Annotated in this window: 24 protein-coding genes; 9 read left to right on the forward strand and 15 right to left on the reverse strand. The window is 75.5% G+C overall.

Annotation, left to right across the window (positions count from 1 at the left end; all coding sequences use genetic code 11):
• Window positions 1-2: 2 nt before the first annotated feature.
• Entirely contained in the window at window positions 3-389 is a 387-nt protein-coding gene (locus tag DQ241_RS07085) for a DUF6394 family protein (protein ID WP_113829499.1), read from the reverse strand.
• An 85-nt stretch (window positions 390-474) separates the two neighbouring features.
• Between DQ241_RS07085 and DQ241_RS07090 the strand changes: the two genes are divergently transcribed.
• A complete protein-coding gene (locus tag DQ241_RS07090) occupies window positions 475-1,140 on the forward strand; it encodes an HAD-IA family hydrolase (RefSeq protein WP_113829500.1) in 666 nt (221 codons plus the stop codon).
• 61 nt (window positions 1,141-1,201) lie between these two features.
• A complete protein-coding gene (locus DQ241_RS07095; protein WP_113829501.1) occupies window positions 1,202-2,287 on the forward strand; it encodes an NAD(P)-binding domain-containing protein in 1,086 nt (361 codons plus the stop codon).
• A 1-nt stretch (window position 2,288) separates the two neighbouring features.
• On the opposite strand, the gene DQ241_RS07100 is transcribed toward DQ241_RS07095, so the two are convergent.
• Window positions 2,289-3,263, reverse strand: coding sequence for a LacI family DNA-binding transcriptional regulator (locus tag DQ241_RS07100; RefSeq protein ID WP_233492285.1), 975 nt, complete (start codon window positions 3,261-3,263; stop codon window positions 2,289-2,291).
• Complete coding sequence (locus tag DQ241_RS07105; protein ID WP_113829502.1) at window positions 3,260-4,615, reverse strand: GH1 family beta-glucosidase; 1,356 nt, start codon at window positions 4,613-4,615, stop codon at window positions 3,260-3,262. Before DQ241_RS07105 ends, DQ241_RS07100 begins: the two co-directional genes overlap by 4 nt.
• A 210-nt stretch (window positions 4,616-4,825) precedes the next feature.
• Between DQ241_RS07105 and DQ241_RS07110 the strand changes: the two genes are divergently transcribed.
• The 3 genes from DQ241_RS07110 to DQ241_RS07120 all read left to right on the forward strand — a co-directional run bounded on the left by DQ241_RS07110 (window position 4,826) and on the right by DQ241_RS07120 (window position 7,058).
• On the forward strand, window positions 4,826-5,743 hold the full coding sequence (locus DQ241_RS07110) for an ABC transporter ATP-binding protein (protein WP_113829503.1): 918 nt from the start codon (window positions 4,826-4,828) through the stop codon (window positions 5,741-5,743).
• A complete protein-coding gene (locus DQ241_RS07115; RefSeq protein ID WP_113829504.1) occupies window positions 5,740-6,570 on the forward strand; it encodes an ABC transporter permease subunit in 831 nt (276 codons plus the stop codon). The genes DQ241_RS07110 and DQ241_RS07115 overlap by 4 nt, the downstream gene beginning before the upstream one ends.
• Window positions 6,571-6,713: 143 nt before the next feature.
• The gene (locus DQ241_RS07120) at window positions 6,714-7,058 is read left to right on the forward strand and encodes a hypothetical protein (RefSeq protein ID WP_113829505.1); all 345 of its coding nucleotides are present in this window, start codon (window positions 6,714-6,716) and stop codon (window positions 7,056-7,058) included.
• Here DQ241_RS07120 and DQ241_RS07125 read toward each other — a convergent pair.
• Window positions 7,048-8,217 carry an MFS transporter gene (locus tag DQ241_RS07125; RefSeq protein ID WP_113829506.1) on the reverse strand — a complete coding sequence of 390 codons (1,170 nt, stop codon included), beginning with the start codon at window positions 8,215-8,217 and terminating at the stop codon, window positions 7,048-7,050. The two genes, DQ241_RS07120 and DQ241_RS07125, sit on opposite strands and share 11 nt — an antisense overlap.
• Window positions 8,218-8,318: 101 nt before the next feature.
• Between DQ241_RS07125 and DQ241_RS07130 the strand changes: the two genes are divergently transcribed.
• On the forward strand, window positions 8,319-8,876 hold the full coding sequence (locus DQ241_RS07130) for a DUF488 family protein (protein ID WP_113829507.1): 558 nt from the start codon (window positions 8,319-8,321) through the stop codon (window positions 8,874-8,876).
• 24 nt (window positions 8,877-8,900) lie between these two features.
• Here DQ241_RS07130 and pruA read toward each other — a convergent pair whose 3' ends face one another.
• On the reverse strand, window positions 8,901-10,526 hold the full coding sequence (pruA, locus tag DQ241_RS07135) for an L-glutamate gamma-semialdehyde dehydrogenase (protein WP_113829508.1): 1,626 nt from the start codon (window positions 10,524-10,526) through the stop codon (window positions 8,901-8,903).
• A 13-nt stretch (window positions 10,527-10,539) separates the two neighbouring features.
• Entirely contained in the window at window positions 10,540-11,469 is a 930-nt protein-coding gene (locus tag DQ241_RS07140) for a proline dehydrogenase family protein (RefSeq protein ID WP_113829509.1), read from the reverse strand.
• Window positions 11,470-11,600: 131 nt separating this feature from the next.
• Between DQ241_RS07140 and DQ241_RS07145 the strand changes: the two genes are divergently transcribed.
• The 3 genes from DQ241_RS07145 to DQ241_RS07155 are packed head-to-tail and all read left to right on the forward strand — an operon-like array spanning window position 11,601 to window position 15,685.
• Entirely contained in the window at window positions 11,601-12,707 is a 1,107-nt protein-coding gene (locus tag DQ241_RS07145) for a CdaR family transcriptional regulator (protein ID WP_113829510.1), read from the forward strand.
• A 45-nt stretch (window positions 12,708-12,752) separates the two neighbouring features.
• Window positions 12,753-13,385, forward strand: coding sequence for a biliverdin-producing heme oxygenase (locus tag DQ241_RS07150; protein ID WP_113829511.1), 633 nt, complete (start codon window positions 12,753-12,755; stop codon window positions 13,383-13,385).
• On the forward strand, window positions 13,382-15,685 hold the full coding sequence (locus DQ241_RS07155) for a SpoIIE family protein phosphatase (protein WP_113829512.1): 2,304 nt from the start codon (window positions 13,382-13,384) through the stop codon (window positions 15,683-15,685). The genes DQ241_RS07150 and DQ241_RS07155 overlap by 4 nt, the downstream gene beginning before the upstream one ends.
• On the opposite strand, the gene DQ241_RS07160 is transcribed toward DQ241_RS07155, so the two are convergent.
• From DQ241_RS07160 to paaA, 9 genes are all read right to left on the reverse strand, one after another.
• Window positions 15,682-15,957, reverse strand: coding sequence for a hypothetical protein (locus DQ241_RS07160; RefSeq protein WP_113829513.1), 276 nt, complete (start codon window positions 15,955-15,957; stop codon window positions 15,682-15,684). The two genes, DQ241_RS07155 and DQ241_RS07160, sit on opposite strands and share 4 nt — an antisense overlap.
• 20 nt (window positions 15,958-15,977) lie before the next feature.
• Entirely contained in the window at window positions 15,978-16,751 is a 774-nt protein-coding gene (locus tag DQ241_RS07165; protein ID WP_113829514.1) for an SDR family NAD(P)-dependent oxidoreductase, read from the reverse strand.
• 83 nt (window positions 16,752-16,834) lie between these two features.
• On the reverse strand, window positions 16,835-17,674 hold the full coding sequence (locus tag DQ241_RS07170; protein WP_113829515.1) for a polysaccharide deacetylase family protein: 840 nt from the start codon (window positions 17,672-17,674) through the stop codon (window positions 16,835-16,837).
• A 122-nt stretch (window positions 17,675-17,796) separates the two neighbouring features.
• Entirely contained in the window at window positions 17,797-18,330 is a 534-nt protein-coding gene (gene idi / locus DQ241_RS07175) for an isopentenyl-diphosphate Delta-isomerase (protein ID WP_233492286.1), read from the reverse strand.
• A gap of 28 nt (window positions 18,331-18,358) precedes the next feature.
• Entirely contained in the window at window positions 18,359-19,444 is a 1,086-nt protein-coding gene (gene paaE, locus DQ241_RS07180) for a 1,2-phenylacetyl-CoA epoxidase subunit PaaE (RefSeq protein WP_233492287.1), read from the reverse strand.
• Window positions 19,445-19,966 (reverse strand): 1,2-phenylacetyl-CoA epoxidase subunit PaaD, encoded by a 522-nt coding sequence (gene paaD, locus DQ241_RS07185; RefSeq protein WP_113829517.1) that lies wholly within the window; start codon window positions 19,964-19,966, stop codon window positions 19,445-19,447.
• On the reverse strand, window positions 19,960-20,865 hold the full coding sequence (gene paaC, locus DQ241_RS07190; protein ID WP_113829928.1) for a 1,2-phenylacetyl-CoA epoxidase subunit PaaC: 906 nt from the start codon (window positions 20,863-20,865) through the stop codon (window positions 19,960-19,962). Before paaC ends, paaD begins: the two co-directional genes overlap by 7 nt.
• Window positions 20,865-21,146: a 1,2-phenylacetyl-CoA epoxidase subunit PaaB gene (gene paaB / locus DQ241_RS07195; RefSeq protein WP_113829518.1), complete on the reverse strand. Its 282-nt coding sequence runs from the start codon at window positions 21,144-21,146 to the stop codon at window positions 20,865-20,867. The genes paaC and paaB overlap by 1 nt, the downstream gene beginning before the upstream one ends.
• Window positions 21,143-22,120 carry a 1,2-phenylacetyl-CoA epoxidase subunit PaaA gene (gene paaA / locus DQ241_RS07200; protein ID WP_113829519.1) on the reverse strand — a complete coding sequence of 326 codons (978 nt, stop codon included), beginning with the start codon at window positions 22,118-22,120 and terminating at the stop codon, window positions 21,143-21,145. The genes paaB and paaA overlap by 4 nt, the downstream gene beginning before the upstream one ends.
• Window positions 22,121-22,165: the final 45 nt, after the last annotated feature.

A 22,165-nucleotide genomic window follows, 5' to 3' on the forward strand; every position in this document is an offset into this window, starting at 1 on the left:
GATCACCCGCGGTGGAAGGACACCGTCTCGATGACCAGCAGGACGATCGAGACCAGGTTGGCCAGCAGCGCCCCGCCGGACAGCGACACGACGCTGGCCGTCCACGCCGGCGTCATGCCGGCAGAGGAGACGTACTCGGCGTAGCCCCACATCAGCCCCGCCCCGATGAGCTGGAGGTCGGCGACCAGGCTGGTGGCCAGGTGCACCGCGCCGATCTGGGTGCGGTCCCCGAACTTGAGCACCGTGGCGATCAGGTTCACCACGATGGCGGCGAACAGCTCGAACGGGTTGTGCAGCACCGGGTCGTCGATGTCGCCGATGAAGAAGCCGAAGTTCAGCGTCGCGGCCAGCACCACGAAGAAGCCGAACACGACCTTCTCCAGGTTCACCCGGCCTCCCGCTGCTGTGGGGGCCCTGATCGAAGCGCAGGAGCGGGCCCGCGTCCACCGGAACGGTGCTCGGATACTCGGGGGCGTGATCGTCACCTTCGACCTGTTCAGCGCGCTCACCGACAGCCGGACCGGGGGCTCCGCCGTCCTCGGCGACCTGGCCGCCCGGCGCGGGTGGGAGGTGCCCGGCACCGAGCTGTACGACCGGTGGGACGGCCACAACAAGGCGCTGCAGCGCACCGCGCACCCGCCGGTCACCTTCGCCGACCTCTCCCGGGAGGCCCTGGCCCGCGCCTACACCGACCTGGGGCTGGGCCGCGGCACGGTGGACGCCGACCTGGCCGCCGTCCAGGCGTCGGTCGCGCAGTGGCCGCTGTGGGCCGACGTCGCCGAGGGGGTCGCGGCGGTGGCCGCGGAGCACCGGGTCGGGATCCTGTCCAACGTCGACGACGCCCTCGCCCGCACCACCCGAGCCGCCCGGCTGGTCGACCCCGAGCTGCTCCTGACCTCCCAGCGGCTGGGCGCCTACAAGCCGGACCCGGAGATCTACCGGCGGGCGGCGGCCGCGGTCGCACCGGCGCGGCTGGTGCACGTCGCCGCCTCGGCGCGGGACGTCCGCGGGGCGCTGGAGTCCGGCCTCGCCACCGTCCGCCTGGCGCGCACCGGGCACGCCCTGGACGCGGGGGGCCCGCGGCCCCCGCACGAGGTGCAGTCGGCCACGGACCTCCCGGAGGTGCTGCGGGCGCTGTGAGCGCCCTGCTCGTCCGAGCGACCCGGGGAAGGCTCCCCCCGGCCGCGCCGTTGCACGCCGTGTGAGCAGCGCACCGGTCCCCCGCGACGTCGACGTCGTCGTCATCGGTGCCGGCCAGGCCGGGCTCTCCACCGCCTACGGCCTGCTGCGCCAGGGCTTCGAGCGCGGCTCCGGCTTCGTCGTCCTCGACGCCGACGCCGGTCCGGGCGGCGCGTGGCAGCACCGCTGGCCCTCGCTCACCCTCGGCACCACGCACCGGGTCCACGACCTCCCCGGCCTGCCGTTCACCCCGGACGACGAGACCGCGCCGGCCGTCGAGCAGGTGCCCGCCTACTACGCGCGGTACGAGCGGCACTTCGACCTACCGGTCGTGCGGCCGGTCCGCGTCTCCGCCGTCCGCCGGACCGACGACGACCGCTTCCGCGTCGAGTCCGACGCCGGCGCCTGGACGGCGCGTGCCATCGTCAGCGCCACAGGCACCTGGACCCGGCCCTTCGTCCCGCGCTACCCCGGCCAGGACACCTTCCGCGGCCGCCAGCTGCACCCGGTCGACTACCGCTCCGCCGAGGAGTTCCGCGGGCAGCACGTCGTGGTCGTGGGCGGCGGCGCCTCGGCCACCCAGCTGCTCGCCGAGATCTCCCGCGTCACCAGCACCACGTGGGTCACCCGCCGGCCGCCGGTGTTCCGCGAGGGCCCGTTCGACGAGGCCGTCGGCCGCGAGGTCGTCGCCCAGGTCGAGGCGGCCGTCCGCGAGGGCCGGCGGCCAGGCAGCGTCGTCGGGCTCACCGGGCTGCTGGTCACCACGCCCTACGTGCGCGAGGGGCTCGAGCGCGGCGTGCTGCAGCGGCTGCCCGTGTTCGACCGGATCACGCCGGACGGCGTCGCCTGGGACGACGGCCGGTTCGTCCGCGCCGACGTCATCCTCTGGGCCACCGGGTTCCGCGCCGCCACCAACCACCTCGCACCGCTGCGGCTGCGGGCACCCGGCGAGGGGTTCCGGCTCGACGGCACCGCCGTCGTCGGCGAACCGCGGGTGCACCTCGTCGGTTACGGCCCGTCGGCCAGCACGATCGGCGCCAACCGGGCCGGGCAGGCCGCCGCCCGTGAGCTGCGCCGGCTCCTCCGCCCGCAGGCCCGGGCCGCCTGACTCAGGACGACGCGCGCACCACCAGCTCGGTGGGCAGCACCCGGGAGGCCGGTTCCTCCCCCGCGAGCAGCGCGGCCAGCAGCTCGGCCATCGCCCGGCCCAGCTCCTCGACCGGCTGGCGCACCGTCGTCAGCGGCGGGTCGGTGACCGCGGCCAGCGGTGAGTCGTCGAAGCCGACGACGGCGACGTCGCCCGGTACGGACCGCCCGGCCTCCCGCAGCGCCCGCAGCGCGCCGACGGCCATGGAGTCCCCCGCCGCGAACACGGCGTCGAGGTCCGGGCGCCGGTCGAGCAGCTCGCGCACCCCGCGGTAGCCGCTCCCCTCGGTGAAGTCGCCGGTCACCTCCAGCGCCTCGGCCCCCGCCAGCGCGTCGCGGTAACCCGCCAGCCGGTCCCGCCCGGCGCCCATGTCCGGCGGCCCGGTCACCGTGGCGATCCGCCGCCGGCCGGTCGCCAGCAGGTGCGCCACGGCCGCCCGCGCCCCGCCGGCGTTGTCGACGTCCACGTGCGGGACGTCGACGCCGTCCGGGCGCCCCCCGAGCACCACCGGGAGCCCGGTGCCCTGCAGCTGCCGGGGCAGCGGGTCGTCGGCGCGCACCGACAGCAGCAGCACGCCGTCGACGTGCTGGGGGGTCAGGTACCGCTCCAGCGGGCGGCCCTCCGACAGCGCGAGCACCAGCTGGCGGCCCGATGCCTGCACGGCCGAGGAGATGCCCCGGACGGCGCGGGCGAAGAACGGCTCCTCGAAGAGCCGCTCCTCCCCCTCGGCCACGACCAGGGCCACCGTGCCGGTGCGCCGGGTGACCAGCGCGCGGGCGGCGAGGTTGGGCACGTAGCCCAGCTCGGCGATCGCCGCCTCGACCGCCCGGCGCGTCTGCTCGGAGACCTGCGGCGAGCCGTTGACCACCCGCGAGACCGTCCCCCGGCCGACCCCCGCGTGCGCGGCGACCTGCTCGAGGGTCGGCCGCGGGGTCACCGCTGCAGGTCCCGGTGCGACCGCACGAAGTCGGCGTACCAGCGGCCGCTGTCCTTCACCGTGCGCTCCTGGGTCGCGTAGTCGACGTGCACCATGCCGAACCGCTTGGCGTAGCCGTGGGCCCACTCGAAGTTGTCCAGCAGCGACCAGAGGAAGTAGCCCTTGAGCGGCACGCCCTGCTCGATCGCGTCGGCGCAGGCCGCCACGTGCGAGGCGACGTACTCGGTGCGCTCGACGTCGTGCACCGCGCCGTCGACGACCTCGTCGTCGTAGGCCGAGCCGTTCTCGGTGACGTAGATCGGGATCTCGCGGTAGTCGTCCTTGATCCGGACGAGGATCTCGGTGAGCCCCGTCGGGTCGACCTCCCAGCCCATCGCCGTCGGGTCGCCGTGCGGCCCGGCGACGCCGCCCTGGGCCACCCCGGGCATCGCCGAGACGGTGGCCCGGTGCCGGCTGTAGTAGTTGACGCCGAGGACGTCGATCGGCGTCGCGATGGTCTCGGCGTCGCCCGGCCGCTCGAAGGCGAAGTCGGTGAGCGGGGCCAGGTCGGCGCGCACGTCCTCCGGGTAGGCGCCCTTCAGCACCGGGTCGAGGAAGAGCCGGTTCTGCAGCCCGTCGATCCGCCGCGCGACGTCGAGCACCGCCGGGTCGTCGTCGACCGGGGTGACCGGGTAGAGGTTCACGGTCAGGCCGGCCTGCTCGACGCCGTGGCCGCGCAGCGCCTGCACGGCCAGGCCGTGGCCCAGCAGCAGGTGGTGAACGGCGGCGATCGAGGCGGCCTGGTCGTGCCGGCCGGGGGCGTGCTCGCCGCTGGCGTAGCCGAGGAAGGCCGAGCACCACGGCTCGTTGAGCGTCGTCCAGAACCTGATCCGGTCGCTGAGCGCCCCGGCGGTGAGGTCGGCGTACTCGGCGAACCGCTCGGCGGTCTCGCGCGCCGGCCAGCCACCGGCCTGCTCCAGCTCGTCGGGCAGGTCCCAGTGGTACAGCGTCACCCACGGCTCGATGCCGTTGGCCAGCAGCTCGTCGACCAGCTGCTTGTAGAAGTCCAGGCCCTGCTGGTTGACCGGCCCGCGACCACCGGGCTGGATCCGCGGCCAGGCGATGGAGAAGCGGTAGCTGCGCAGGCCGAGGTCGGCCATGAGCTTCACGTCGTCGCGGAACCGGTTGTAGTGGTCGGCGGCCACCTCGCCGGTGTCGCCGTCGCGGATCTTCCCGGGGATCGCGCTGAAGGTGTCCCAGATGGACCGACCGCGGCCGCCGGCGGTGGTGGAACCCTCGATCTGGTAGGCGGCGGTGGCCGCACCGAAGAGGAAGTCGGCCGGGAACGCGGCCGGGTCGGGGCGCTGCGACATCGGGGGAGGCACCTTTCCGGGCTCCCGCCGTGGGAGCGCTCCCGGCGAGCCTCGCGGATGCCCGGCGACCGGTCAAGCGGGGGGCTACCCGGGTCCGGCGATCCGGGGCCGTTCAGGGTCGGATGGGGGCGCTCCCCGATGTACCCGGCGCCCGGGCACCGCGACTCTTCCAGGCATGACTCCTCCGACCGTCCACCCCGGGGCGCAGCCGTGATCGCCGCGACCGGGCTCTCCAAGAAGTACGGCGCCAAGGTCGCCGTCGACGGCATCTCCTTCACCGTGCAGCCCGGCCGGGTGACCGGCTTCCTCGGTCCCAACGGCGCCGGGAAGTCCACGACGATGCGCATGGTCCTCGGCCTGGACCGGCCGACCGCGGGCAGCGTGACCGTCAACGGCCGCCGCTACCAGCACTCCCCCGCGCCGCTGCGCGAGGTCGGCGCCCTGCTCGAGGCACGTGCGCTGCACCCTGGTCGCTCGGCCCGCGACCACCTGCGCTGGCTGGCCGCCAGCAACGGCATCCCGCGCTCCCGCGTCGACGAGGTGCTGGCCCTCGTCGGGCTGGAGGACGTGGCCGGCACCCGCGTCGGCAAGTTCTCCCTCGGCATGGGCCAGCGCCTGGGCATCGCGGTCGCGCTGCTCGGCGACCCGCCCGTCGTCGTCCTCGACGAGCCGGTCAACGGCCTGGACCCCGAGGGCATCCGCTGGGTGCGCACGCTGGCGCGGCAGCTGGCCGCCGAGGGGCGCACGGTGTTCCTCTCCAGCCACCTCATGTCGGAGATGGCCCTCACCGCCGACCACCTGCTGGTCATCGGCCGTGGCCGGATCCTGGCCGACTGCTCGATGCCCGACTTCATCGCCGAGCACGCGGCCTCCTACGTGCGGGTCCGCACGCCGCAGCGCGGTGAGGTGGCCGAGCTGCTGCGCACCGCCGGCGCCGAGGTCGGCACCGCGGACGACGAGCTCCGCGTGCAGGGCATGGACGCCCCGGCCGTCGGCGAGCTGGTCGGCGGCCACGGCCTCCTCCTGCACGAGCTGACCCTGGTGCGCTCCTCGCTGGAGGACGCCTTCATGACCCTGACCGCCTCGAGCGTCGAGTACTCGGCCGACCCCGTGGGAGCCCTCCGATGACCGTCACCGCCGAGAGCACCACCGTCGTGCTCGACCCGCGGCGCAACGTCCCCGGCGCCCGGCAGGGCTTCGGGCACACGCTGCGCGCCGAGTGGATCAAGTTCTGGACGGTGCGCTCGACCCCGTGGTCGTTCGCCGCCCTCTTCGCCCTCGGCGCCGGGCTCACCGTCCTGGTGTGCGCGACCAGCGCCGAGTGGCTGGCCAGCAGCGAGGCCGACGAGTCGCCGGGCTCCTTCGTGACCTGGGGGATGATGTTCGCCCAGATCACCGCCATCGTGCTGGGCACGCTCGCCGTCACCAGCGAGTACGGGACCGGGATGATCCGGGCCACCCTCGCCGCCACCCCGCGCCGGGGCGCGGTGCTGGCCGCGAAGGCCGCCGTCCTGGCCGGGACCCTGTTCGTCGCCGGTGTCGTCACCGCCGTGGTCGGCTTCCTCGGCGGCAACTGGTTCCTCGACCGCGAGGGCATCGGCCTCGCCCTGACCGACGACGGCGTGCTGCGCTCGATGCTCGGCAGCGGGCTCTACCTCGCCGGGCTGGGCCTGTTCGCCGCGGCGGTCGGCATCCTGGTGCGGCACACGGCGGCGGCGCTGTCAGTGGTGCTGGCGCTGGTCTTCGTGGTCGGCAACATGGCCTTCCTGCTGCCGGGCACCTGGGGCGAGTGGACGGCGAAGCTGCTGCCGGGCAACGCGGGCTCCGAGGTGACCACCCCGGTGTCGTTCAACCCCGAGCTGCTGGCCCCGTGGACCGGCTTCGCCGTGTTCAGCGCGGAGGTCCTGGCGCTCCTGGTGGTCGGCTGGCTGGCCTTCCAGCGGCGGGACGCCTGATCGCCGCCGGGCGCTTCGAGACGCTCACCGGAGGCCGGCCCGCGCGCCGGCCTCCGGCACGTCGGCTCCTGTCATGGCCGGCACCGTAGCCCTGTCGGGCCCCACCGCCGAGTGCGTTTGCGCATGCCGGGCACAGTGGAGGGGTGACCTCCCCTGACGCCGCCGCCGAGGGCCGCCGCCGCGCGGACGAGTTCCTGACCCTGCTCGCGCGCGAGGACGCCGCGGCCGACGCCCTCCTCGCCGACCTGGCGGACCTGCGCGACCTGGTCTTCCTCGGCGCCGGCCTGACCGCGATCGCCCGGGCCGAGGGGCGGGCGCTGCCCACCGCCCAGCGCGCCCAGGCCAGCACCCGCCAGATCAACCTGGCCCAGCTGCGCGACGCCAACCGCGGCGACCTCGACGGCCTGCGCACCTGGCTGCGCCGGTCGGGCGAGGAGGTCCTGTTCATCCGGTCGCTGCACGCGCGGGCGCAGCAGCTCAGCGGCTGACCTGCCCGGCTGCCCGCGCCAGCGGGACCAGCAGGGCGAGCCCGGCGGCCACGAGCACGAAGGTGCCGCCCAGGCCGAGCCCGCCGGCCAGGACGCCGAGTGCCAGGGCACCGACCGCGGTCCCCGCGTCGAACGCGGCGTTCCACGTCGCGCTGGCCGCCGTCTGCCCCTGCTCGCCGGCCCGCGCGAAGCTGGTCAGCAGGGTGAGGTTCTGGACGGCGCCGAACCCGGCACCGAACACCGCGGCGCCGATCAGCACCCAGACGTCGCCGGTCCCGAGACCCACCGCGACCAGCGCCAGGCCGACGGCGCCGACGGCGACTGCCAGCGGCAGCAGCAGAGCCGCCCCGAGCCGGTCGGCCAGCAGGCCGGCCCGCCAGCGGGACAGCGCCCCGGTGGCGCCCCAGAGCAGCAGCGCGATCGTGGCGAGCCGGCCGTCGGGCCGCTCGATGGGCAGGAAGGTGACCAGCCCGCCGCCGGCCATGGTGACCACGAAGAGCACCGCCGACGGGGCGAGCGCGGCCAGCGCGGCCGCCCGGTTGCTGCCGGAACCGCCGAGGTCCGGGGGCACGGTCACCGAACGCATGAGCAGCGGCACGAGCACCAGCCCGAGCAGCGGCGACGCCGAGAGCCAGGACAGCCACCCGACGTGCCCGGCCAGCACGAGCGCCACCCCGGCCGGGACGGCGACCATGTTCGGGATCGCGATGGCCAGGCCGTAGAGGCCGATCGACTCGCCGCGCCGGCCCGGCGGTGCCACCCACGCCGAGAGGGTCGCGCCCAGGACCGTGAGGATCGCGAACCCCGCGCCGCGGACGGCCGACAGCGCGGAGATCCACGCGACGCCGTCGTCGAGCAGGTACAGCGGCGAGGGCAGCCCCATCGCGACGAGCCCGGCGGCCAGCACCGGGCCGGTGCCGAAGCGGGCGGTCAGCGCCGGCACCACCGACTGCACCGCGATGGTGACGACCAGGAAGACGGCCGTCACGACGCCGGCGGTGCTCTCCGCCGCGCCGCCCTCGACGGCGTAGGTGGGCAGCGAGGCCAGCGTCAGGCAGTAGCTGGCGAAGCCGAGGAACGTGACGCCGATGAGCGCGCGCATCCCGGTCGAGCGCCACAGCGACGCCCCCGCCCCGACCCCCGGCACGGCGTCGAGCATGCCTCCTCCTCGTCGATCACCGTCATCCGGTCGGCCGGCACGCCGACGAGCGCCGCCGATCGACGATGATCGACTGCGGGGTGGGCGGGTAACGAGCCCGGGTGCCGCTGCTGACCGTGGGCCACGGGCCCGAGGACCGCGCCGCGCTCGGCGCCCGCCTGGCCGGCGCCGGGGTGCGGCTCGTCGTCGACGTCCGGCGGTTCCCCGGCAGCCGGAACAACCCCGACGTCCGCCGCGAGGCGCTCGAGGAGTGGCTGCCCGCGGCCGGGACCGGTTACCGGTGGGAGCCCCGGCTGGGTGGGCGGCGCAGCCTGCCGAAGGGCGAGCCGGTCGAGGACGGCTGGTGGACCGTCGCGCAGTTCGCCGCCTACGCCGCGCACACCAGGACGGCGGAGTTCGGCGCGGCGCTGGACGAGGTGCTCGCCGAGGAGGCCGGCGGGACGGTGGCGGTGATGTGCAGCGAGAGCGTGTGGTGGCGCTGCCACCGGCGGCTGATCGCCGACGTCGCCGTCCTCGCCCGCGGCGTGCCGGTGCACCACCTCATGCCCGACGGCCGGCTGGCACCGCACCGCCCGTCCGAGGGCGCCGTCCTCACCGACGAGGGCTCGCACCTCCGCTGGCCCGCGAGATCTGCGCACTCGGGCCTCTCGGACGCGTGAGAGCCCCAGGTGTGCAGATCTCGCTCAGCCCTGGTGGGGGTAGCGGTGGTCGGTGGCGGGGACGAAGGTCTCCTTGATCGACCGGGTCGAGGTCCAGCGCAGCAGGTTCTGCGCCGCGCCCGCCTTGTCGTTGGTGCCCGACGCCCGCCCGCCGCCGAAGGGCTGCTGCCCCACGACCGCCCCGGTCGGCTTGTCGTTGACGTAGAAGTTGCCGGCCGCGTTGCGCAGGAACCGCTGCGCGTGCGCGATGGCGGCCCGGTCCTGGGCGATCACCGAGCCGGTCAGCGCGTACGGCGCCACCGACTCCATCTGCGCGAGCACCGCGTCGTAGTCGGCGTCGTCGTACACGTGCACGGCGAGCACCGGACCGAAGTACTCGGTGGTGAAGACGTCGTGGCCCGGGTCGGTGCCCTCGATGATCGTGGGCCGCACGAAGAAGCCCTCGGAGTCGTCGGCCGTGCCGCCGGCGATCACGGTGAGGGCCGCGTCGTCCTGCGCCCGCTCCAGCACGCCGGAGAGCTTCGAGAACGACTTCCGGTCGATGACCGCGCCCAGGAAGTTCGAGAAGTCGGTGACGTCGCCCATCGGCAGCGCCTCGGTCTGCCCGACCAGGTCGTCGCGCAGCCGCGCCCACACCGACCGCGGCACGTACGCCCGCGAGGCGGCCGAGCACTTCTGCCCCTGGAACTCGAAGGCGCCGCGGATCAGCGCCGTCCGCAGCACGTCCGGGTCGGCCGAGGGGTGGGCGACGACGAAGTCCTTGCCGCCGGTCTCGCCCACGATCCGGGGGTAGCCGCGGTAGGAGGCGATGTTCTCGCCCACCGTGCGCCACAGGTGCTGGAACACCGCCGTCGACCCGGTGAAGTGGATGCCGGCCAGGTCGCGGTCGGCCAGCGCCACCTCCGACACCGCGACGCCGTCGCCGGGCAGCAGGTTGATGACGCCCGGCGGCAGCCCGGCCTCCTCCAGCAGCCGCATGAGCAGGTGCGCGGCGAACTGCTGGGTCGGGGCCGGCTTCCACAGCACGGTGTTGCCCATCAGCGCCGGGGCGGTGGGCAGGTTGCCCGCGATGGCGGTGAAGTTGAACGGGGTGATCGCGTAGACGAAGCCCTCCAGCGGGCGGTGGTCGACGCGGTTCCAGACGCCGGGCGAGGACTCCGGCTGCTCGGCGAGGATCTGCCGGGCGAAGTGCACGTTGAAGCGCCAGAAGTCGATGAGCTCGCAGGCGGCGTCGATCTCGGCCTGGTAGGCGGTCTTCGACTGGCCGAGCATCGTGGCCGCGTTGAGCGTCTGCCGCCACGGCCCGGCCAGCAGATCCGCGGCCTTGAGGAACACCGCGGCACGGTCGTCGAACGACAGCGCCTGCCACCCCGGCGCGGCCTCCTTCGCGCAGCGGATCGCCTCCTGCGCGTCGGCGTGGGTGGCGTGCGCCGAGGTGCCGAGGACGGCGGCGTGCCGGTGCGGCTGGACGACGTCGAACCGCTCGCCGCCGGCCATGCGCTGCCGGCCGCCGATGGTCGCGGTCAGCTCGAGCGGCGCGGTGGCCAGCTCGGCCAGCCGCGTCTCCAGCGCTGCCCGCTCCGGCGATCCGGGGGCGTAGGTGAGGACCGGCTCGTTGCGCGGGGCCGGCACCCGGGTGATGGCGTCCATGGGGGTCCTCGATTCAGGAGCGGGTGAGCAGCGAGCGCAGGAAGAAGCCGACGTTGGCCGGGCGCTCGGCCAGCCGGCGCATGAAGTAGCCGTACCAGTCGGAGCCGTAGGGCACGTAGGCGCGGACGCGGGTGCCGGCGGTGGCCAGCCGGCGCTGCTCGTCGGGGCGGATGCCGTAGAGCATCTGCACCTCCCACGAGTCCGCGGCCCGGGAGTGCTGGGCGGCCAGCTCGTGGGCCAGCGCGACCACCGCCGGGTCGTGCGAGCCGACCATGGGGTAGCCGGGGCCGGCCATGAGGACCTGCAGGCAGCGGGCGTAGGCGGCGTCGACGTCGGCCTTGCGCTGGTGCGCCACCGTCGCCGGCTCGTCGTAGGCGCCCTTGACCAGCCGCACGCGGGAGCCGCTGACGGCCAGCGCCTGCGCGTCGTCCTCCGTGCGGTGCAGCATCGCCTGCAGCACGGCACCGGTGCCCGGGTGCTCCTTGCGCAGCGCGGCCAGGGCCCCGAGCGTGTCGTCGACGGTGCGCGAGTCCTCCATGTCGAGGGTGACCGTGGTGCCCATCGCCGTCGCCGCCTCGACCACCGGCCGCACCAGGTCCAGCGCGATGTCGGGGCCGCCGCCGGGCAGGCCCTGGCCGAAGGCGGTGAGCTTCACCGACACCTCCGCGGCCGGGCCGAGCCGCAGCGGCGCCAGCGCCTCCAGCGCGCGCAGGTAGGCGTCGCGGGTGCGGGTGGCCTCGGCGCGGTCGGTGACGTCCTCCCCCAGGTGGTCGAGGGTGACGGCGATGCCGTCGGCGGTGAGCGCCCGGACCGCGGCCAGCGCGTCGTCCAGGGACTCCCCGGCGACGAACCGGTCGACCACGCGCCGGGTCGCCGGGTTGCCCACGACGGCGCGGCGCAGGCCGGGACGGCGGGACGCGGCCAGCAGGGTCCTCTGCAGCATCGCCGGCCTCCTCGGGGACGGTGGAGCGACACCGCCGACGCTAGGCACCGCACCCCTTCCGGGCCAGGGACAGGTGTCGCAAGACGACGGCTCTGCTCTCATACAGCTGTACGAGACGGAGCGGAGGCCGCGTGCGGGACGACCTGCAGGACCTGGTGGACGACGTGTCGCGGGTGCTCGCCGCCCCGGCCACCCTCGAGGACGCCGGCTTCACGCTGCTCGCCTTCTGCGCCCACGACGACGACGCGGACACGATGGACGCCGTCCGGACCCGTTCGATCCTGACCCGGGGCTCGCCGCCGGCCACCCGCCGCTGGTTCGAGGAGTTCGGCATCGCCTCGGCCGAGGGGCCGCTGCGCACCCCGGCCGACCCGACGGCCGGGATCCTCACCCGGCTGGTGCTGCCGGTGCGGCACGAGGGCCGGACCCGCGGGTACCTGTGGCTGCTCGACGGCGGCCGGATCGACCCGGCCGACCGCAGCGACCCCGCGCTCGCCCGGGCGGTGGAGCTCGCCGCCGCGGCGGGCCGGCTGCTGGCCGAGCGGGAGGGGGAGGACGACCTCGGGCGCGCGCTGGTGGACGCCGTCACCGGCGCGCCCGGCGCACGGGCAGATGCGGGCGCCGGTCGCCTGGCGGCGCGGTTCGGTGAGCGCACCCCGCAGGTGCTCGTCGCGCTGGTCCCCGCGCCACCGCCGGGCTGGGCCCTGCCGGCTGCCGGCGCGGTGGCCGCGGTGGTGGGCGACGCCGTCGCCGTCCTGCTGCCGCTGCCGTCGGCCGGTGACCTCCGCCCGGCGGGGGCGGTGGCCGCCTCCTCGCTCGCCCGGCTGCCCGCGGGCAGCGCCGCCGGGGTCTCCGACGCCCGGCGCGGCACCGGCGACCTGCCCGGGCAGTGGGCGCAGGCCCGCACCGCCGCCCGCGTGGCCACCGCCGTGCCGCACCTCTCCCCCGTCGCGCACTGGGCCGAGCTGGGTGCCTGGCGGCTCGCGGCCGCGCTGCCCGGCCCGGACCCGGTGGTCGAGCCCCTGCTCGCCGACCCGGTGCTGCGCGAGACCGCGGAGGTGTGGCTGGACTGCGCGGGCAGCGCGGCCCGTGCCGCGGCCGAGCTGCGCATCCACCGCCAGACGCTGTACTACCGGCTCGGCCGGATCCCGGTGCTGACCGGTCTCGACCCCGCCGACGGCGACGCCCGCCTGCTGCTGCACGCCTCCCTGCGCGCGGCCCGCCTGCGCGGTCGTTGACGACCGCAACCAAGATCGCGATGCCGGTCGCCTACCCTCGACCGGATGGCTGCGGGAGAGAACGCGACCGGGCAGCGCGCCCGCAGCGGTGAGGACGACGTCCTGCGGCTGCTGCGCAGCGGGACGGCCGACGAGCACGAGGACGTCGAGCGCACCCTGGACCTGCTCGATCCCGGGTTGACGCCCGCCCGGCTGGTCGCCGTCCTGGAGCGGATGCACGGCTTCTGGCGGTCCGCGGAGGCCGGGCTCGACGCGTGGGCGCAGCAGCACCCCGCCGACGCCGACCGCCTCTCCTGGGCCCGCCGCCGACGGGCCGACCTGTTCGCGGCCGACCTGGCGGCGCTCGGCGCCCCCGCCGCGGCGGCCACGCCCGACCTCCCGCCGGTGACCGGCACCGACGAGGCCCTCGGCCGGCTGTACGTGCTGGAGGGCTCGACCCTGGGCGGCACGTTCATCGACCGGCACCTCGCCGCGCTGCCCGCGCTGGCCGGCGTCCGCATCGGCGCCTTCTCCCCCTACGGCGAGCGGACCGGCGCCATGTGGGCCGATTTCCGGCGCGCGACGCGTGAACGGGTCGCCGCCGGGGGAAGTCCCCAGGCGATGCTCGCCGCCGCCCGCACCACCTTCGCCGCGCTCGCCGGGTGGTGCCGCCCGGCGACCACCGAGGTCCCCGCGTGACCGACACGGCGCAGGACGTCGAGTTCCTGCCGCCCGGCACGCCGGTCGACCTCACCAACTGCGAGCGCGAGCCGATCCACGTCCCCGGGAGCATCCAGCCCCGCGGCGTGCTCATCGCGGTCAGCGACCCGGACCACGTCGTCCAGCAGGTCTCGGCCAACCTGGCCGAGCTCACGGGCGTGCCGTGGGAGCAGGCCCTGGGCCGGCCGCTCGCCGACGTCCTCGGCGTCGCCCCGTCCGAGGCGGTCATCCGCTCGGCCAGCGCGTTCGGCGACCTCCGGGAGCGCAACCCCGTCGAGATCACCCTGGACGTCGACGGCGATGACGTGCCCGTGGACGCGATCCTGCACCGCACGACCATCCCCGGCGACCTGCCCTCCTCGAGCCTGGTCGTGGAGCTGGAGCCGGCCCGCGGGCCGCGGCCGTTCTCCTTCCCGAACACCTACCAGGCGGTGCGCGGGACCGTCGGCGAGCTGAACCGGGCCTCGTCGCTGCAGGAGCTCTTCGACATCACCGCAGAGGCGGTCCGCACGCTCACCGGCTTCGACCGGGTGATGGTCTACCGCTACGACGCCGACTACAACGGCGAGGTCGTCGCCGAGGCGCAGCGCGGTGACCTCAACTCGTTCCTCGGGCTGCACTACCCGGCCTCCGACATCCCGGCCCAGGCGCGGGCGCTGTACGAGAAGAACTGGATCCGGCTGATCGCCGACGTCGGCTACGAGCCGGCTCCCCTGCTCCCGGAGGCCCACCCGGTGAGCGGCCGCCCGATGGACCTCACCTACTCGACGCTGCGCAGCGTCTCCCCGATCCACGTCGAGTACCTGAAGAACATGGGCGTGCGCGCCTCGATGTCGATCTCGCTGCTGCGCGACGACAAGCTGTGGGGGCTCATCGCCTGCCACCACTACAGCGGCCCGCACGCCCCGCCGTACGCCACCCGCGCCGCCGCCGAGTTCCTCGGCTCGGCCCTGTCCCTGCGGCTGGTCGCCCGTGCCGAGCAGGACGAGGTCGACCGCGCCCTGCGCGTGCGCTCGACCCTCGCCTGGCTCACCGCCGCGACCCTCGACGAGGACCGCCCCCTGGCCGACACGCTGCTGGGCTCGCCGAGCCTGCTGGACCTGCTGCCCGCCGACGGCGTCGCCGTCCGCCTGTCCGGGCACACCGCGAGCCAGGGCAGCCCGCCGCCGCCGGAGGTGGTCGAGGCGATCGCCGCCTGGGCGGCGAGCAGGCACGAGGACGTCGTGGCCACCGAATCCCTGCAGCGGGACGCGCCGGACCTGGCCGCGCCGGTCGAGGTGGCGTGCGGGGTGCTGGTGCTGCCGCTGCCCGAGGGGCAGTTCGTGCTGTGGTCGCGCGGCGAGGCGGTGCGGCACATCGACTGGGGCGGCGATCCGCACAACAAGGCGATCGCCGCGCGGGAGGGCGACGAGGTCCGGCTGTCGCCGCGGAAGTCCTTCGACCGGTGGCGGGAGACCGTGCGCGGCAGGTCCGAGGCGTGGACCGAGCAGCAGGTCGCGGAGATCACCCAGCTGCGCACCCACCTGCTCGAGGCGCTGTACGCCCGCTCGCGCAGCATCGTGCGGGCCGCCGAGACCCTGCAGCGCAGCCTGCTGTCCGAGCCGCCGCAGAGCGGCCGGCTGGAGGTGGCGGTGCGCTACGTGCCGGCCACCCGCGAGGCCCAGGTGGGCGGCGACTGGTACGACGTCTTCGCCCAGCCCGACGGCTCCACGGTGCTGGTGATCGGCGACGTCGTCGGCCACGACATCTCCGCCGCCGCCGACATGGCGCAGCTGCGCGGCCTCCTGCGGGGCATCGCCTTCGACAGCGGGGTCGGGCCGGCCGGCGTGCTCTCCCGGCTGGACGCCGCCATCGAGGGGCTCGGCCTGGGTGCCATGGCGACCGTGCTGGTCGGCCGTCTCGCGCACCGCGACGGGGTCACCCGGCTGCGCTGGGCCAGCGCCGGTCACCTCCCCCCGGTGCTGCTCGGACCGGACGGACCCGCGGAGCTGCTGACCGCCGAGCGGGCGGGGCTGCTCCTCGGGGTCGACCCCGCCGCCCGCCGCGCCGAGCAGGAACGGGTGGTCGAGCCCGGCTCGGTCCTGCTGCTCTGCACCGACGGCCTCGTCGAGCGCCGCGACCAGGTCTTCGACGACGGCGTCGCCGTGCTGGCCGACGCCCTGGCCGAGCTGCGCGACGAGCCGGTCGAGCAGCTCTGCGACGAGCTGCTCGACCGGCTGGTGCCCGAGGGCGCCGAGGACGACGTCGCGCTGCTCGCCGTCCGGCTGCGCCGGGGCTAGGACTCCCCGGGCGCCTCGAAGCGCGGGACCAGGCCGTCGTCCGGCACGCCCCCGCGGCCGGGCAGCGGCGCCTCGTCCTCCGCCGCCCGCACCTCGGCGGCCGTCTCCTCGACCGTGGGGCGCTCCTGCCGGGCGTCGCGCTCGAGCGCGGCCAGGAGGCGCTCCTCGTCCGGCGCCAGGTCGCCGGGGCCGAGGTGGCCGCCGGCTTCGCCGGCGTCGGACCCCGAGGCCATCGCGCTGTCGGGCACCGGGTCCTCCGGACCTGCGACCATGTTCCGCCTCCTCGAGGGCATCAGCGGGGGAAGTTGGGCTCGAGCCGCGGGACGATCTGCATCTCCGGCACGAACGCGGCGGGGTGCAGGAGAAGCAGGGTGCGGACGGCCTCCGCGACGGCCGACGGCGGCATCATCAGGTGGGACGGGATGCCCCACTGCTCCATCATCGGGGTGTCCATGGCCGCCGGGATCACCGACTGCACCCGGCACGGGAAGGGCCGCTCGGTGCCGTCGTCCTGGCGGACCGCCTTCTCGCGCAGCTCGCGCTGGATGCAGCGGGTCGCGTTGAGGAAGCCGGCCTTCGAGCCGTTGTAGGCGATCGCGCCGCTGCCCGAGGTGATCGCCGAGAGCGAGACGATGTGCACCACGTCGGCGGTGCGCTCGGCCGGCAGGTGCTGCACCCGCTTCATGAACTCGCTGGTGAGGAAGACCGGCCCCTCGAAGTTGACCGCCTGCACCCGGCGGAAGTCCTCGAGGTCGATGTCGGTCACGTAGCCGGGGCGGTCGATGCCGGCGACGTTCACCAGGACGTCGAAGGCGTCGCCGTGCCGGTCGAAGAGGTCGGCGACCACCGTGCGGCGGCTCTCGTCGTCGGTGACGTCCAGCGCCACCACCTCGGCCGAGCCGCCGGCGTCGGCCACCGCCGTCCGGGTCTCCTCGCTGCCGGCGGCGTTGATGTCCCCGATCGCCACGTGCGCCCCGGCCTCCGCCAGGGCGATCGCCGTCGCCCGGCCCAGCCCGCTCGCCCCACCGGTGACGAGCGCGACGCGCCCCTTCAGCGACTCCTGCATCGGTCCTCCACTCGCATGATCCGTTCCGTCGCCGACAGCCTCTCCGAGAACCCGGGGGCGCGCAGGTCGGGCGGCGCGCAGGATCAGGCGGGGAGGGACGTGGCAGCCGAGACGCCGCGGAAGCGCTGGCCGGGGGTGGCCCAGACGTCGGCGAGGGTGACCGTGCGCAGCCCCCTGTCCTGGATCAGTTCGAGGAGCTCGCCGTAGACGGTGGTGACCGTCGGGTGGTTGGCGTGGCCGACGACGATCGTCTGCGCGGTGAACCACTCGCGGGCGTGGCCGAGCAGCTCGGCGGCCGAGAGCACCCGGGCGTCGCCGAGCGTGCCGTTCCACATCGCGATGGTCGGGTGGCCGAGGTCGGCGGCGATCGCGTCGGTGCGCCCGTCGTGCGCGCCGAACGGGGGCCGGAGGAACGGGGTGTCCCCCGCGCCGAAGGTGTCCTGCAGGAAGTCGCGGTTGCGGCGGATCTCCTCGGCCACCGCGGCGTCGTCCAGGGTCGTCAGGTCGGGGTGGGAGAACGTGTGGTTGCCGAAGGAGATCTGCCCGGCGTCGGCCAGCCGGCGCAGCGCGGGCGCGTGGTCGGTCCACGAGCGGTAGCGGCCGTTGGGGAAGAACGTCAGCCGCACGCCTGAGTCGGCGGCCAGCGCGGCGAAGGCGCCGACGACGTCGCTGCTGGTGCCGTCGTCGATGGTCAGCGCCAGCGACGTCCCCTCCCCGGGCAGCCCGGTGACCACGCCGGTCGGCGGGTCCACCGGGCCCGAGGGGTGGACGGCGTCGTCGGGCGCCGGGCGGGGGGCCGGTGCGGGGCGCGGCCCGGCGAGCGGCACCGCCTCGCCCGCGCGCGTGCCGGTGGCCATGCCGTGCCCCGTGGCGACCGTGGCCAGCCCGGCGGCCAACGCCAGCAGGAACCGTCGTCGGTCCATGGCGGCGACGCTAGGCAGCCGCCCGGGCGCGCCCCGGGAACGCCGCGGACGACGCGCCGGACCCGTCCGGACGGTCGTGTGTCGGCTCCGCTGCGTGACCGGCCGGGTGCTCGGGTCGCAGGTCAGCCGACGGGGGCCAGCCCCGCCTGCTCGATCAGCCGGGCCTGCTCGCGGCACCACGGCGACCACGCGTCGTCGCCCTCGGCGTCCTGCCGGGCCCGGAACTGCGCCCAGTCGAGCAGCTCCCACTCGCCGACCTCGGTCGGGTCGGGCGCCGGCGTGCCGGTGAAGCGGCCGATGTAGACCGGGCAGATCTCGTTCTCCACCACGCCGCGGAACTCCGCGCGGTAGCGGTAGCCGGGCACGGCCGGGCGGACGTCCTCGACGCCCAGCCCCAGCTCGAAGCGGGCCCGCCGGGCGATGGCGTCGCCGTCGGTCTCGTCGGGGCCGGGGTGGCCGCAGACGGTGTTGGTCCACATGCCGGGGAAGGTCGCCTTGTCCTCGGCGCGACGGGTGACCAGCAGGCGGCCGGCGTCGTCGAACAGGTACGCCGAGAACGCCCGGTGCAGCGGGGTCTCCCCGTGGTGCACCAGCGGCTTGGGCATCGTGCCGATGGCCCGGCCGTCGTCGTCGACCAGCACGATCAGCTCCGTCACGCCGCCCATCATCCCCGACGGCGCGAGCTCACGCGTCGTAGTCGACGGTGACCTCGTCGGACACCGGAAGCGACTGGCAGGTGAGCACGTAGCCGGCGGCGACCTCGTCCTCCTCCAGCGCCCAGTTGCGTCGCATGCGCACCTCCCCGGTGACCACCCGGGCCCGGCAGGTGCCGCAGACCCCGCCCTTGCACGCGAACGGCAGGTCGCCGCGCACCTTCTGGGCGGCGTCGAGCACCGGCACGTCGCGCGGGAGGGTGAGCGGCGTCGCCCGGCCGTCGAGGACGACGGTGACCGCGCTGGCCGGCCCGGTGACCGTGGCCGCGTCGCCGCGCACCGGCTGCGGTGGGGCGTCGTCGGCGAAGAACAGCTCGCGGTGCACGCGCGCCGGGTCGACGCCGAGCTCGGCGAGCACCGCGCGCGCGGCCTCGACCAGGCCGAGGGGCCCGCACAGCCACCAGTGCCCCACGGTGGTGGGGTCGACGAGCGCGCCGACCAGCCGGGCGATCCGCGGGCCGTCGAGCCGGCCGCTGGTGACCTCGGCGTCGCGCGGCTCGCGGGACAGCACGTGGACCAGGGCCAGCCGCTCGGCGTAGCGGTCCTTCAGGTCGGCCAGCTCGTCGGCGAACATCACCGTGTCCGCGCGCCGGTTGCCGTAGAGCAGGGTCACCGTCGAGCGCCCGTCGCGCAGCGCCGACGCGGCCAGCGACAGGGCCGGGGTGATCCCGGACCCGGCGACGACGAAGACGTGCTGCGCGGGCGCGGTGAGGTCGGCGGTGAACCGGCCCGTGGGCGGCAGCACCTCGATCTCGTCGCCGGGGCTGACCTCGTGCACCAGCCAGGAGGAGAACAGCCCGCCGGGGATCTCCCGCACGCCGATCCGCAGCGGCCCGCCCTCGGGTGCGCAGATCGAGTAGTCGCGGCGCTCGTCGCGCCCCTCGTGCAGCCGGCGCAGGGTGAGCGACTGCCCGGGCCGGAACGCGTAGTCGGCGGCCAGGTCCGCGGGCACCTCGAAGGTCAGCGCCGCGGCGTCGTCGGTGAGCCGGTCGACCCGGGCCACCCGCAGCTTCGTGAACACCGGTCGCCGGCGCACCGGCGCCTCGAGCACGCTCACTCAGATCTCCTTCACGTGCTCGAAGGGCTCGCGGCAGCGCCGGCAGCGCCGCAACGCGGTGCAGGCGGTGGCGCCGAACTCGCTGAGCTCCTCGGTGTCCGGGGAGCCGCACAGCGGGCAGTCGGCCCGGCGGGGTGACGGGCCCAGCTGCAGCGGCACGGGACCGGCCGGTCGCACCGGCGCGGTGCCGGGCGGCGCGATGCCGGCCTCCGCGAGCTTCCGCCTGCCCTCGGGGGTGATCCGGTCGGTGCTCCAGGGCGGCGACAGCACGGTGCGCACGTCGACCCGCTCGTGCCCGGCCGCGTGCAACGCGTGCACCAGGTCGGCGCGCATGACGCCCATCGCCGGGCACCCGGTGTAGGTCGGCGTGATCTCGACGACGACGGTCCCGCCCTCCCGCCGGACGTCCCGCAGCACCCCGAGGTCGGCCAGCGTCAGCATCGGCAGCTCGGGGTCGACGACGCCGGCCGCGACGGTCCGGGGATCGGTGGGCCGGGAGGTCCGCACGCCGCTGTTCACCACGTCGCCTCCGGGTGCGCCCGGGCCAGCCCCTGGAGGCCGGCGAGCAGCTCGGCCACCTCCGGGCCGTGGTCGCCCAGCCGTCCACGCGGCGGCGCCCCGGCCGGCCAGGACGGCGGCTCCAGCGTGGCGTGGGCCAGCACCGCGTCGAGCACGCCGAGCACCTCCGCCCGCAGCGCCGCCGGGTCGACGGCGGCACCGCCGGCGGCCAGCCGCAGCTCGACGTCGGTCGGGGTGAAGACGTCGGCGAGCAGCGGAGCGACCGCCTCGACGGCGGCCCGGATGCGCCGGTGCGACTCCGCCGTGCCGTCGCCGAGCCGCACCACCCAGCGGGCGGCGTGCTCGCGGGCGTAGGAGAGCTCGGCGACCCCCTTGGCGGCGACCGCGGCGAGCACCGGGTCGCGGGAGGAGCGCAGCCGGTCGAAGGCGGCCAGCCGCAGCGTGGCCGCGGCCAGCAGCCGCACGACCAGGTGCGCGAAGTCGCCGTTCGGGGCGGCGGCCAGCGCGGTGCAGCGGAACTCGCCGGGGTCGCGGAAGTAGGCCAGCGCGTCCTCGTCGGGGACGCTCGCGCCGGCCCGTTCCCGGCAGGGGCCCAGGACGCCCGCGGCGGCCGTGCGGGCCAGCAGGAGGCGGGCCTGGCCGAGCAGGTCCAGCGCGATGTTGGCGACCGCCACCTCCTCCTCCAGCTCCGGGGCGCGGGTGATCCACTCGGTGAGCCGCTGGGCGAGGACCAGCGCGTCGTCGCCCAGCATCAGGCAGTAGGCCCCGAGGTCGGCCGGGGCGACGCCCTCGGGCACGGTGGTGTCGACGCCGGCCAGCGGGTCGTCGAAGCCGGTGCCGAACGCCCACCGGGCGTCGTCGGGAGCCCCGGTCAGGGCGTCGTAGACGGTCTCCTCGTGCATCACAGGTGCGGGACGTCGTCGGGGATCGGGTAGAAGGTCGGGTGCCGGTAGACCTTGTCGCCGGCGGGCGCGAACAGCGGGTCCTTCTCGTCCGGGCTGGACGCGGTGATGTCGGCCGAGCGCACCACCCAGACGCTCACCCCCTCGTTGCGCCGGGTGTAGAGGTCGCGGGCGGCGTGCACCGCCATCTCCGCGTCGGGCGCGTGCACCGACCCGACGTGCACGTGGTTGAGCCCGCGCTTGCCCCGGACGAACACCTCGTACAGCGGCCAGCCGTTCACGCCGTCCTCCCGGTCTGCTTCGCGGCGTGCGCCGCTCCGTGCTTCGCGGCGTGCGCCGCGGCGGCCTCGCGCACCCACGCGCCGTCGTCGCGCGCCGCCCTGCGGCGGGTGATCCGCTCGGCGTTGCACGGCCCCCCGCCGGCCAGCACGCGGCGGAACTCGTCCCAGTCGATCGCGCCGAACCGGTGGTGGCCGGTGGCCGGGTCGAGCGAGAGCTCCGGGTCGGGCAGCGTGACGCCGAGGAACTCCGCCTGGGGCACGGTCATGTCGACGAACCGCTGCCGCAGCTCGTCGTTGGTGTGCCGCTTGATCCCCCACGCCATCGAGCGCGCGGTGTTGGGGCTGTCGGTGTCGGGCGGGCCGAACATCATCAGCGACGGCCACCACCAGCGGTCGACGGCGTCCTGCACCATCGCCCGCTGCTCGTCGGTGCCGCGCATCATCGTCAGCAGCAGCTCGTAACCCTGCCGCTGGTGGAAGGACTCCTCCTTGCAGATGCGCACCATCGCCCGCGCGTACGGCCCGTAGGACGACCGGCACAGCGGCACCTGGTTGCAGATCGCGGCGCCGTCGACCAGCCAGCCGATGACGCCGACGTCGGCGTAGGTCAGCGTCGGGTAGTTGAAGATCGAGCTGTACTTCTGCCGGCCCTCGACCAGCCGGTCGGTGAGGTCGTCGCGGTCCACGCCGAGGGTCTCCGCCGCGGCGTACAGGTACATGCCGTGCCCGGCCTCGTCCTGCACCTTGGCCAGCAGCACCGCCTTGCGGCGCAGGCTGGGCGCGGCGAGCAGCCAGTCGCCCTCGGGCTGCATCCCGATGATCTCCGAGTGCGCGTGCTGGGCGATCTGGCGGACCAGCGTCGCGCGGTAGCCCTCGGGCATCCAGTCGCGCGGCTCGATCCGGCGCTGCGCGGCCAGCGTGGCCTCGAAGCCCCGTTCGAGCTCGTCGGCCGCGACGTCGACCGGTGCGGACATCGTCGTCCTCCCGTGGATTACTGACCGTTCGGTCGGTAAAGTCTA

This window comes from Blastococcus sp. TF02A-30, assembly GCF_003319185.1.
GTDB lineage: Bacteria > Actinomycetota > Actinomycetes > Mycobacteriales > Geodermatophilaceae > Blastococcus.